We start from the raw sequence: 12,187 nt of genomic DNA on the forward strand, positions 1-12,187 counted from the left end.
CGATGTTCTCGCAACGAGATTAGTCGGGGCCGGCAGGAAGGTTCGCAGCGACCGGAGTTGAGCCCTCATCACGCTGCGGAACCGGGCGTGGACACACCGAAAACCCGATGGCGGAAGCTTTGGTACAGCGTTCCACCAATCGGGACACAAGGGCACGTCAGTAGCCCCCCGGCGCACACGCAGGAGCCGCTGTCGACCCCCGGCCACGTGGGGAACGTCACACTGCAAACGGGTTCCGAAGTACGGTAATTCGACCGCCCGGAGATCGTCCGGAGAGGGTCGAATTCATCTTCGGAATTGCCGTCTTAAGTCCGCTGCACGCTGGGTGAACAGCTAGCGCATTTCCGTCATCAGCCCGTGCAGAAATGTCAGGTCGACCTCTTCGAGGGAGGTGACGACCGTACGGCGGAGGGCCGGGGTGATGGGGGCCACGGAGGGCACCGCCACGACCTGGCAGCCCGCGGCCTCGGCGGCGGCGACCCCGGTCGCGGTGTCCTCGATGACGGCGCACCGGGCCGGCTCCGCGCCGAGTCCGGCGGCGGCGGCCAGATACGGGTCGGGGTGGGGCTTGGTGCGCGGCACCTCGTCACCGGCCACCGTCAGACGGAAGTGGTGCGCGCCCAGCGAGGCCAGCACCCGGTCGATGATGCGCCGGTGCGAGGCGGAGACCAGGGCCGTCGGGATCTCGTACTCGTACAGCTCGGCCAGCAGCCGCCCGGCGCCCGGCATCAGCGGCAGTGCGCGGCCGATGCGCTCCTCGAAGCCGTCGTTGAGCAGCACGGTGAGCTCGTCGAGGGTGATGTCGGCACCGGTGGCCTCGATCAGGAACCCCGCGCTGCGGGTCATGGGGCCGCCGACCACGACATGGCGCCAGGACTCGTCGAGCGTGTGGCCGAGGGAGGCGAAGACCTCGGCCTCGACCTCCCACCAGAAGCCCTCCGTGTCCACCAGGGTGCCGTCCATGTCGAGGAGCACCGCCTGCAGGGCGGAGCCCTCGGCCGTGCGGGTTCCGAGCGCGGGGACCGTACTGGTCATCCACGTACCTCCTTGAGGGACGTTCAGGCCGGCTCCCACGAGGGGAACCGGCCTGCGGTGGACCGACCAGTCTACGTCGTGCGCGGACGAAGCGCCTCTTCTTGCCCGTGTGCCCGGTGGGGCGGCTCAGCGGGCGTTGAAGTACTTCGCCTCGGGGTGGTGGATCACGATGGCGTCCGTGGACTGCTCGGGGTGGAGCTGGAACTCCTCGGACAGGTGGACGCCGATGCGCTCCGGCTGGAGGAGATCGGCGATCTTGGCACGGTCCTCCAGGTTGGGGCAGGCGCCGTAGCCGAGGGAGAAGCGGGCGCCCCGGTACTTCAGCTCGAACATGCCCTGCATCTCGTCCGGGTCCTCGCCGGCGTAGCCGAGTTCGGAGCGCACGCGCGCGTGCCAGTACTCGGCGAGCGCCTCGGCCAACTGCACGGACAGCCCGTGCAGTTCGAGGTAGTCGCGGTACGCGTTGGCCTCGAACATCCGGGCGGTCTCCTCGCCGATGCGCGAGCCGACGGTGACGACCTGGAGGCCCACGACGTCCGTCTCACCGGACTCCTCCGGACGGAAGAAGTCGGCCAGGCACAGACGGCGGCCCCGGCGCTGGCGCGGGAAGGTGAAGCGGGTGCGCTCGTTGCCCCGGTCGTCCAGGAGGATCAGGTCGTCGTCCTTGGAGACGCACGGGAAGTAGCCGTAGACCACGGCCGCCTCCAGCAGGTTCTCCGTCTGGAGCCGGTCCAGCAGGCCGCGCAGCCGGGGCCGGCCCTCGGTCTCGACGAGCTCCTCGTACGAGGGGCCGTCGCCGGCGCGGTTCTGCTTCAGACCCCACTGGCCCTTGAACAGGGCGCCCTCGTCGAGCCAGCTCGCGTACTCCTTGAGCTGGATGCCCTTGATCACGCGCGTGCCACGGAAGGGCGGCTCGGGGACGGGGTTGTCGGTGGCGACGTCGGAGCGGACGTGTCCCTCCTCGGGGCGCTCCTCGACCGCGGCCGCGGCGGTGGCCCGGACACGGCGCTGCTTCAGCTCGGGCAGCTTCGCTCCCGGCACGCCCCGCTTGACGCCGATCAGGGCGTCCATCAGGCGCAGGCCCTCGAAGGCGTCGCGGGCGTAGCGGACCTCGCCCTCGTAGAGCTCGTGCAGGTCCTGCTCGACGTAGGCCCGGGTGAGGGCGGCGCCGCCGAGGATGACCGGGAAGTTCGCCGCCAGTCCGCGCTGGTTCAGCTCCTCCAGGTTCTCCTTCATGATCACGGTGGACTTGACCAGGAGCCCGGACATGCCGATGACGTCGGCCCGGTGCTCCTCGGCGGCGTCCAGGATCGCGGAGACGGGCTGCTTGATGCCGAGGTTGACGACGTTGTAGCCGTTGTTCGACAGGATGATGTCGACGAGGTTCTTGCCGATGTCGTGCACGTCGCCGCGGACGGTGGCCAGGACGATGGTGCCCTTGCCCTCGTCGTCGGACTTCTCCATGTGCGGTTCGAGGTGGGCCACCGCGGTCTTCATGACCTCGGCGGACTGGAGGACGAACGGCAGCTGCATCTGGCCGGAGCCGAACAGCTCGCCGACGACCTTCATGCCGTCCAGCAGGATCTCGTTGACGATGTCGAGGGCGGGGCGCTCCTGGAGGGCGTCGTCCAGGTCGGCTTCCAGGCCGTTCTTCTCGCCGTCGATGATGCGGCGCTTGAGGCGCTCGTCCAGCGGCAGGGCGGCCAGCTCCTCGGCCTTGCCGGCCTTGAGGGACTTGGCGGTGGCGCCCTCGAACAGGGCCATCAGCTTCTGGAGCGGGTCGTAGCCCTCGGCACGGCGGTCGTGGACGAGGTCGAGGGCCGTCTGGACCTCCTCCTCGCTGAAGCGGGCGATCGGCAGGATCTTCGACGCGTGCACGATCGCCGAGTCCAGGCCCGCCTTGACGCACTCGTCGAGGAAGACGGAGTTGAGCAGGATGCGGGCGGCCGGGTTGAGGCCGAAGGAGATGTTGGACAGGCCGAGGGTGGTCTGCACCTTCGGGTGGCGCCGCTTCAGCTCGCGGATGCCCTCGATGGTGGCGATGCCGTCCTTGCGGGACTCCTCCTGGCCGGTGCAGATGGTGAAGGTCAGGCAGTCGACGAGGATGTCCTCCTCGTGGATGCCCCAGTTCCCGGTCAGGTCGTCGATGAGCCGTTCGGCGATCTCGACCTTCTTCTCGGCGGTGCGGGCCTGGCCCTCCTCGTCGATGGTGAGCGCGATGAGGGCGGCGCCGTGCTCCTTGGCGAGCTGGGTGACCTTGGCGAAGCGGGACTCGGGGCCGTCGCCGTCCTCGTAGTTCACCGAGTTGATCACCGCGCGGCCGCCGAGCTTCTCCAGACCGGCCTGGATGACGTCGATCTCGGTGGAGTCCAGCACGATCGGCAGGGTGGAGGCGGTGGCGAAGCGGCCGGCCAGTTCCTCCATGTCGGCGGCGCCGTCCCGGCCGACGTAGTCGACGCACAGGTCGAGCATGTGCGCGCCTTCGCGGATCTGCTCCCGGGCGATCTCCACGCAGTCGTCCCAGCGGGCTTCCAGCATGGCCTCGCGGAACTTCTTCGAGCCGTTGGCGTTGGTGCGCTCGCCGATGGCCAGGTAGGAGGTGTCCTGCCGGAACGGCACGCTCTGGTAGAGGGAGGCGGCGCCCGGCTCGGGCTGCGGGCTGCGCTCGGTCGGGGTGAGGTCCCGGACGCGCTCCACCAGCTGGCGCAGGTGCTCGGGGGTGGTGCCGCAGCAGCCGCCGACCAGGGACAGGCCGTAGTCCTGGACGAAGTTCTGCTGGGCGTCGGCCAGGCCCTCGGCGTCGAGCGGGAAGTGGGCGCCGTCCTTGGTGAGGATCGGCAGGCCGGCGTTCGGCATGCACAGCAGCGGGATGCGCGAGTGGCGCGTCAGATAGCGCAGGTGCTCGCTCATCTCGGCGGGGCCGGTGGAGCAGTTCAGGCCGATCATGTCGATGCCCAGGGGCTCCAGCGCGGTCAGCGCCGCGCCGATCTCGGAGCCGAGCAGCATGGTGCCGGTGGTCTCGAAGGCCATCGAGCACAGCAGGGGCACGTCGACGCCGGTGGCCTCCATGGCCCGGCGTGCGCCCAGGATGGACGCCTTCGTCTGGAGCAGGTCCTGGGTGGTCTCCACGAGCAGCGCGTCGGCGCCGCCGGCGAGCATGCCCTCGGCGTTGGCCTGGTAGCCGTCGCGGATGGTGGCGTAGGCGACGTGGCCGAGCGTGGGCAGCTTGGTGCCGGGGCCGACGGAGCCGAGCACCCAGCGCGGCCGGCCGTCCCGGGCAGCGTACTCGTCGGCCACCTCGCGGGCGATCCGGGTGCCCGCCTCGGACAGCTCGTGCACGCGGTCGGAGATCTCGTACTCCGCCGCGGCCGTGTGGTTGGCGCCGAAGGTATTGGTCTCGACGCAGTCCACGCCCACCGCGAAGTACGCGTCGTGGACGGATCGGACGATGTCCGGCCGGGTCAGGTTCAGGATCTCGTTGCAGCCCTCGAGATTCTCGAAGTCCTCGAGCGTGGGGTCCTGGTCCTGGAGCATGGTGCCCATGGCTCCGTCGGCCACCACCACGCGGGTGGCCAGGGCCTCTCTGAGCGCGGACACACGGGTCCGGCTGTCTGCGGAAGGGGTCAGCGGCAACGAGGCCATGTAAAGGGCTCCCTCGGATGCGACGGCTGTCGGCTTTGCGGCTTCCCGGACATCCGCAAGGCATCCGGCGAAGGGCGCACCGCGCCAGCGTAACCGGGAGTCGGCTTGGATGGGCACCGCGTCCACGGGGCGGACGCCGATGGCGCGGGGGCGGCCGTCGCGCGTCCCATGAACCTGAACCCGAGCCGCCTGTGATCGCCCCTGACGCAACAAATGGCGTCCGGCCATTAGCGAGAGGTCGGCAACGACCGGTAGTGTTCGACATTGCCGAACAAGGGCTGCGGCGCCGCTTGTCGGCGGTCGAAGGGGACGGAGGCAGTACGGCGATGGCACGGAACATCCAGTCGCTCGAACGGGCGGCCGCGATGCTGCGGCTGCTCGGGGGCGGCGAGCGACGGCTCGGCCTGTCGGACATCGCCTCGTCGCTGGGCCTGGCCAAAGGCACCGCCCACGGCATCCTGCGCACCCTCCAGCAGGAGGGTTTCGTGGAGCAGGACGACGCCTCCGGGCGCTATCAGCTGGGCGCGGAGCTGCTGCGCCTCGGCACCACCTACCTCGATGTGCACGAGCTGCGGGCGCGCGCCCTGGTGTGGGCCGACGACCTGGCCCGTTCCAGCGGCGAGAGCGTCTACCTGGGTGTCCTGCACCAGCAGGGCGTGCTGATCGTGCACCACGTCTTCCGGCCCGACGACAGCCGGCAGGTCCTGGAGATCGGGGCCATGCAGCCGCTGCACTCCACGGCCCTGGGCAAGGTGCTGTCCGCCTACGACCCGGTGGCGCACAGCGAGGCCCTGGAGAACGACCGCAAGGCGTTCACGGACCGGACGGTGTGCGACCCGGAGGACTTCGAGCACCTCCTCGACCTCACCCGCGCGCGTGGTTACGCGGCGGACGTCGAGGAGACCTGGGAGGGCGTCGCCTCCCTGGCCGCACCGATTCACGACCGGCGGCGCATGCCCGTCGGCGCGGTCGGCATCACCGGCGCCGTCGAGCGGCTGTGCCGGTCCGACGAGGAGGGCGTGGTGCGGCCGGAGCTGATCGCGGCCGTCCGGGACTGTGCCCGCGCGGTGTCGCGGGACCTGGGCGCCGGGCGGTTCTGACGGGAGACAGCGGGACCGGGGCGTCGTACGGCGTTCCGGTCCTCGGCATGTCCGCGATCACGGGCGTCGGAGACCCATGGAACGGGCAGCGATCAGTAACGATCGTATTTTCGACAACAGAGCCCTTGACGTGCTCGTAACCCCGAAGCAAGACTCCCGTCCATCGGTCGACATTGTCGAACAGCTACCGGCAATACGCGCTAGAGTGGGACAACGCCAGGCCGGTATCGAACTTCACCCCTGGACGAAGGACAAAGGAGTCGCGGGTGTCCAGCTCCGACATCTTCATCGGCGAGACCATCGGTACCGCCATACTCATCCTCCTCGGCGGCGGCGTCTGCGCCGCCGTCACACTGAAGGCCTCCAAGGCCCGTAACGCCGGCTGGCTCGCCATCACCTTCGGGTGGGGCTTCGCGGTGCTCACGGCGGTCTACACCACGGCGCCGCTGTCCGGCGCCCATCTGAATCCGGCCGTGACGCTGGCCATCGCCATCAAGGACGGCGACTGGAAGAACGTCCCGGTCTACTGGGCCGGGCAGGTGCTCGGCGCCATGATCGGCGCGGGTCTGGTCTGGATCGCCTACTACGGTCAGTTCCACGCCCACCTCACCGACCGCGAGATCGTCGGCGGTCCGGGTGCGCAGGACACCGCGGCCAAGGCCGTCGAGGCCCAGGAGCAGGGCGCCGGCCCCGTGCTGGGCGTCTTCTCCACCGGGCCCGAGGTCCGTGTCGCCTGGCAGAACCTGGCCACGGAGATCATCGGCACCATCGTGCTGGTGCTCGCCGTGCTCACCCAGGGCCTGAACGACGAGGGCAACGGCCTGGGCACCCTGGGTGCCCTGATCACCGCGCTCGTGGTGGTCTCCATCGGTCTGTCCCTCGGCGGCCCGACGGGGTACGCGATCAACCCGGCCCGTGACCTCGGTCCGCGTATCGTGCACGCCCTGCTGCCGCTGCCCAACAAGGGCGGCTCCGACTGGGGCTACGCCTGGATCCCGGTGGCCGGTCCGCTCATCGGCGGGGCCATCGCCGCAGGCCTCTACAACGTCGCATTCGCCTAGAGCGCGCTTCCTCGCGAAACTCTCAGCACGCGCCGTACGTAAAGCCCCATAAACACGGAACTTCCAGGAGCACACAGTGACCGACGCGCACACCGCCGGCCCCTTCATCGCCGCCATCGACCAGGGCACGACCTCCTCCCGCTGCATCGTCTTCGACCGCGACGGCCGGATCGTCTCCGTCGACCAGAAGGAGCACGAGCAGATCTTCCCGAAGCCGGGCTGGGTCGAGCACAACGCCACCGAGATCTGGACGAACGTCCAGGAGGTCGTCGCCGGGGCCATCGCCAAGGCCGGCATCACCCGCGACGACATCAAGGCCATCGGCATCACCAACCAGCGCGAGACGACCGTGCTGTGGGACAAGAACACCGGTGAGCCCGTCCACAACGCCATCGTCTGGCAGGACACCCGCACCGACGCCCTCTGCAAGGAGCTCGGCCGCAACGTCGGCCAGGACCGCTTCCGCCGGGAGACCGGCCTTCCGCTGGCCTCGTACTTCGCCGGCCCCAAGGCCCGCTGGCTCCTCGACAACGTCGAGGGCCTGCGCGAGCGCGCCGAGGCGGGCGACATCCTCTTCGGCACCATGGACAGCTGGGTCATCTGGAACCTGACCGGCGGTGTCAACGGCGGCAAGCACGTCACCGACGTGACCAACGCGTCCCGCACCATGCTGATGAACCTGCACACCATGCAGTGGGACGAGAAGATCGCCGAGTCCATCGGCGTCCCGCTGGCCATGCTGCCCGAGATCCGCTCCTCTGCCGAGGTCTACGGCGCGATCACCGGCGGCAAGCTCGGTGACCTGCTCGGCGGCATCCCGGTCGCCTCCGCGCTTGGCGACCAGCAGGCGGCCCTGTTCGGCCAGACCTGTTTCGCCGAGGGCGAGGCCAAGTCGACGTACGGCACCGGCACCTTCCTGCTGATGAACACCGGTGAGAAGCCGGTCAACTCGTACAACGGGCTGCTGACCACGGTCGGCTACCGGATCGGCGACGAGAAGGCGGTCTACGCCCTGGAGGGCTCGATCGCCGTCACCGGTTCGCTGGTGCAGTGGATGCGCGACCAGATGGGCCTGATCTCCACCGCCGCCGAGATCGAGACGCTCGCGCTCTCGGTCGAGGACAACGGCGGCGCCTACTTCGTGCCGGCCTTCTCCGGCCTGTTCGCCCCGTACTGGCGCTCCGACGCCCGCGGTGTGATCGCCGGCCTCACCCGGTACGTCACCAAGGCGCACCTCGCGCGCGCCGTCCTGGAGGCCACGGCCTGGCAGACCCGTGAGATCACCGACGCCATGACGAAGGACTCCGGCGTCGAGCTCGCGGCGATCAAGGTCGACGGCGGCATGACCTCCAACAACCTGCTGATGCAGACGCTCTCGGACTTCGCGGACGCCCCCGTGGTGCGCCCGATGGTCGCCGAGACCACCTGCCTCGGCGCCGCCTACGCCGCCGGCCTCGCCGTCGGCTTCTGGAACAGCACCGACGACCTGCGCGCCAACTGGCGCCGGGCCGCCGAGTGGACCCCCCGCATGGACGCGGAGCACCGCGACCGTGAGTACAAGAGCTGGCTCAAGGCCGTCGAGCGGACCATGGGCTGGCTCGAGGACGAGGAGTAAGAAACAGCATGACCACTCAGTCCACCCTGCAGTCCGTGCCTGCCCTGGGGACGCACCCGGCCTCCGGCTCGAACCCGAGCCGAGCCGAGACCAGGGAGCAGCTCGCCAAGGCGTCGTACGACCTTCTCGTGATCGGCGGCGGCATCCTGGGCATCTCCACCGCCTGGCACGCCGCGCAGTCCGGCCTCAGGGTGGCTCTGGTCGACGCCGGCGACTTCGCCGGTGCCACATCCTCCGCCTCCTCCAAGCTGCTCCACGGCGGTCTGCGCTACCTGCAGACCGGCGCGGTGAAGCTGGTGGCGGAGAACCACTTCGAGCGCCGTGCGGTCTCCCGCCAGGTGGCCCCTCACCTGGCGAACCCGCTCACCTTCTACCTCCCGGTGTACAAGGGCGGGCCGCACGGCGCGGCGAAGCTCGGTGCGGGCGTCTTCGCCTACTCCGCGCTCTCCGCGTTCGGTGACGGCGTCGGACACCTGCTCTCGCCGGCCAAGGCCGCGCAGGACGTCCCGGAGCTGCGCACCGAGAACCTCAAGGCCGTGGCCGTGTACGGCGACGACCAGATGAACGACGCGCGCATGGCGCTGATGACGGTCCGCGGCGCCGTGGAGGCGGGCGCGGTCGTCCTCAACCACGCCGAGGTGACGGGCCTGCGCTTCACCCAGGGCCGGGTCACGGGCGCCGAGCTGAAGGACCGGCTGTCCGGCGACGAGTTCGGCGTCAGCGCCCGGCTGGTGCTGAACGCGACCGGCCCGTGGGTCGACCACCTGCGCAAGATGGAGGACGCGAACGCCGCGCCGTCCATCCGGCTGTCGAAGGGCGCCCACCTGGTCCTGAAGCGCACCTCCCCCTGGAAGGCCGCGCTCGCCACCCCGATCGACAAGTACCGCATCACCTTCGCCCTCCCCTGGGAGGACATGCTGCTGCTCGGCACCACCGACGAGGAGTTCGAGGGCGACCCGGCGGATGTCTCCGTCACCGAGAAGGACACGGCCCAGATACTCGACGAGGCCGCCTTCTCCGTCCGCGACCAGCAGCTGAGCCGCGACCTCATCACCTACTCCTTCGCGGGCCTGCGGGTGCTGCCGGGCGGCCCCGGAGACACCTCCAAGGCCAAGCGCGAGACGGTCGTGACCGAGGGCAAGGGCGGCATGCTGTCCGTCGCGGGCGGCAAGTGGACCACCTTCCGGCACATCGGCCGGACGATCATGCAGAAGCTGGAGTCGCTGCCGGGCCACCCCCTGGGCGACGACTTCGAGCCGATCAGCTCGCTGCCGAAGAAGCTGCCGCTGCCGGGCATCGCCAACCCGCGCGCGGTCGCCCACCGGCTGCTCACCGACCGCCCGGCGCCCGGTCCCCGCATGGGAGCCGACACCGCCAAGCACCTGGCCACCCACTACGGCTCGCTGGCGTTCGACATCGCCCGCCTGGCCAACGACAGCCCGGAGCTGGCCGAGCGTGTGCACCCGGACGCCCCGGAGATCTGGGCACAGGTCGTCTGGGCCCGGGACCACGAGTGGGCCGAGACGCAGGACGACGTGCTGCGCCGCCGGACGACGCTGACGATCCGCGGCCTGGCCACGGACGACGTGCGCGCCAAGGTCCAGGATCTGCTCGACAAGAAGTAGGCGCGATTCCCGACCCGTACCCGAGGGGGCGGCTCCACGCCGACGGAGCCGCCCCCTCCGCGTGTCCGTCCCCGCATAATGGCGGGATACGTCGGAGGTCTTAGGCGACAGGAGGCCGGCCATGGCAGTCACCGACGAGGCGATCGAGAAGATCAAGGGAATGATCGTCTCCGGCGCGCTGCGCCCGGGCGACCGGCTGCCCAAGGAGAGCGAGCTCGCCGCCGACCTCGGCCTGTCCCGCAACTCCCTGCGGGAGGCGGTACGGGCGCTGTCCCTCATCCGGATCCTGGACGTCCGCCAGGGCGACGGCACATATGTGACGAGCCTCGACCCGCAACTCCTGCTGGAGGCGATGAGCTTCGTCGTGGACTTCCACCGCGACGACACGGTCCTGGAGTTCCTCGCCGTACGCCGCATCCTGGAGCCGGCCGCGACGGCCATGGCGGCGCTGCGGATCAGCGAACAGCAGCTGGACGCGCTCACGGCCCAGCTCGACAGGCTCGGCGACGCCCCGTCCGTTGAGGATCTCGTCGCCTGCGACCTGGAGTTCCACCGGGGCATCGTGCACAGCTCGGGCAACTCCGTGCTGTGCTCGCTGCTCGACGGGCTGTCCGGCCCCACCACCCGGGCGCGGATCTGGCGCGGCCTCACCCAGGAGGACGCCGTCGCCCGCACCCTGCGCGAGCACCGGGCGATCCTCGCCGCCCTGCGCGACCGGGACGCCGAGGCGGCGCGCTCGTGGGCGACCGTGCACATCGCGAGCGTGGAGCAGTGGCTGCGCTCCACGCTGTGACCGGAGCCTCACGGACGGCTCGGATGAATCCGGGGTGTTCAGGGGCGGATCGCGGGGCAGTCATGGGGTCACTCCCTCTCAGAGGGGGCTGCGGGCGACCCGTTGGCACGCCGTAAGGTTGGGACGTTCGCGAGGGTACGTCGGAAGGAGGCACTGGGTGATCGAGCTCGAGGGGGTTCCCGAGCTGGTCGACCCGGTCATGGTGGCCGCGTTCGAGGGCTGGAACGATGCCGGCGACGCCGCCTCCACCGCGGTCGCTCATATCGACAGGGAATGGAAGGGCGAGGTGTTCGCGGCGCTGGACGCCGAGGACTACTACGACTTCCAGGTGAACCGCCCCACGGTGTTCATGGAAGCGGGCGTCCGCAAGATCACCTGGCCGACGACACGGCTGTCGGTGGTCCGGGTCGGCGGGGACAAGCCGCGCGATCTCGTGCTGGTCCGGGGCATCGAACCGTCCATGCGGTGGCGCTCGTTCTGCAACGAGCTGCTGGGCTTCGCACACGAACTGGGCGTGGAACTGGTGGTCGTCCTGGGCGCCCTGCTCGGCGACACCCCGCACACCCGTCCGGTTCCGATCAGCGGGACGACGTCCGACGCCGACCTGGCCCGCCGGATGGACCTGGAGGAGACCAAGTACGAGGGCCCCACGGGCATCGTGGGCGTCCTCCAGGAGGCGTGCACGCACGCGGGCGTGCCCGCCGTCTCGCTGTGGGCGGCGGTGCCGCACTATGTCTCGCAGCCGCCCAACCCGAAGGCCACGCTGGCTCTCCTGAACCGCTTGGAGGACCTGATCGACGTGCGCATCCCGCTGGGCGAGCTGCCCGAGGACGCGCGCGCCTGGCAAGTGGGCGTGGACCAGCTGGCCGCCGAGGACAGCGAGGTCGCCGAGTACGTCCAGTCGCTGGAGGAGGCCCGGGACACCGCCGAGCTGCCGGAGGCCTCGGGCGAGGCCATCGCGCGCGAGTTCGAGCGCTATCTGAGACGGCGGGACGGCGGCGGACCGACCGCCTCCGGCGGACACGCCACGGCGGACGGCAGCGACAGCACGTCGTATCTGCGGGACAGCCCCAGCGGCCGTACGCGACCGCCGAAGCCGCCCAAGCCGGGCACCGACGACGGGGAGTCCTCGGCCCAGCCCAAGCCGGGCACGGACGACGAGGAGTCGTCGGAGGACTGAGGCACGCAGGCACGCAGGCACGCAGGCACGCAGAAGGGGGGGGGTACCCGCGGGGAGCCCCCCCGGAGGGGGCCAGGGCGGTGGGGGCGGGGGCGCGCCCCCCCCCACCGCCGGCCCCCCCCGGGGGGCGCGAACC

The 12,187-nt window shown here is 70.3% G+C and carries 8 protein-coding genes; 6 read left to right on the forward strand and 2 right to left on the reverse strand.

Annotation, left to right across the window (positions count from 1 at the left end; all coding sequences use genetic code 11):
* Positions 1-333: 333 nt before the first annotated feature.
* Positions 334-1,035 carry an HAD family hydrolase gene (locus ACIBK5_RS19735; RefSeq protein ID WP_399021132.1) on the reverse strand — a complete coding sequence of 234 codons (702 nt, stop codon included), beginning with the start codon at positions 1,033-1,035 and terminating at the stop codon, positions 334-336.
* 126 nt (positions 1,036-1,161) lie between these two features.
* A complete protein-coding gene (gene metH / locus ACIBK5_RS19740; protein ID WP_399021133.1) occupies positions 1,162-4,677 on the reverse strand; it encodes a methionine synthase in 3,516 nt (1,171 codons plus the stop codon).
* 326 nt (positions 4,678-5,003) lie between these two features.
* On the opposite strand from metH, the gene ACIBK5_RS19745 reads away from it, so the two are divergent.
* The 6 genes from ACIBK5_RS19745 to ACIBK5_RS19770 all read left to right on the forward strand — a co-directional run bounded on the left by ACIBK5_RS19745 (position 5,004) and on the right by ACIBK5_RS19770 (position 12,051).
* Positions 5,004-5,777 (forward strand): IclR family transcriptional regulator, encoded by a 774-nt coding sequence (locus tag ACIBK5_RS19745; RefSeq protein ID WP_399021134.1) that lies wholly within the window; start codon positions 5,004-5,006, stop codon positions 5,775-5,777.
* 266 nt (positions 5,778-6,043) lie between these two features.
* Complete coding sequence (locus ACIBK5_RS19750; protein WP_399021135.1) at positions 6,044-6,838, forward strand: MIP/aquaporin family protein; 795 nt, start codon at positions 6,044-6,046, stop codon at positions 6,836-6,838.
* A gap of 76 nt (positions 6,839-6,914) precedes the next feature.
* Positions 6,915-8,453, forward strand: a complete 1,539-nt coding sequence (gene glpK, locus ACIBK5_RS19755; RefSeq protein WP_399021136.1) for a glycerol kinase GlpK — start codon at positions 6,915-6,917, stop codon at positions 8,451-8,453.
* Between the two features lie 8 nt (positions 8,454-8,461).
* Positions 8,462-10,078, forward strand: a complete 1,617-nt coding sequence (locus ACIBK5_RS19760) for an FAD-dependent oxidoreductase (RefSeq protein ID WP_399021137.1) — start codon at positions 8,462-8,464, stop codon at positions 10,076-10,078.
* A 121-nt stretch (positions 10,079-10,199) separates the two neighbouring features.
* Positions 10,200-10,871 (forward strand): FadR/GntR family transcriptional regulator, encoded by a 672-nt coding sequence (locus tag ACIBK5_RS19765; RefSeq protein ID WP_399021138.1) that lies wholly within the window; start codon positions 10,200-10,202, stop codon positions 10,869-10,871.
* 157 nt (positions 10,872-11,028) lie between these two features.
* Positions 11,029-12,051, forward strand: a complete 1,023-nt coding sequence (locus ACIBK5_RS19770) for a PAC2 family protein (RefSeq protein ID WP_399021139.1) — start codon at positions 11,029-11,031, stop codon at positions 12,049-12,051.
* Positions 12,052-12,187 lie beyond the last annotated feature (136 nt).

It is taken from the genome of Streptomyces sp. NPDC050546, assembly GCF_044457425.1.
Taxonomy (GTDB): domain Bacteria; phylum Actinomycetota; class Actinomycetes; order Streptomycetales; family Streptomycetaceae; genus Streptomyces.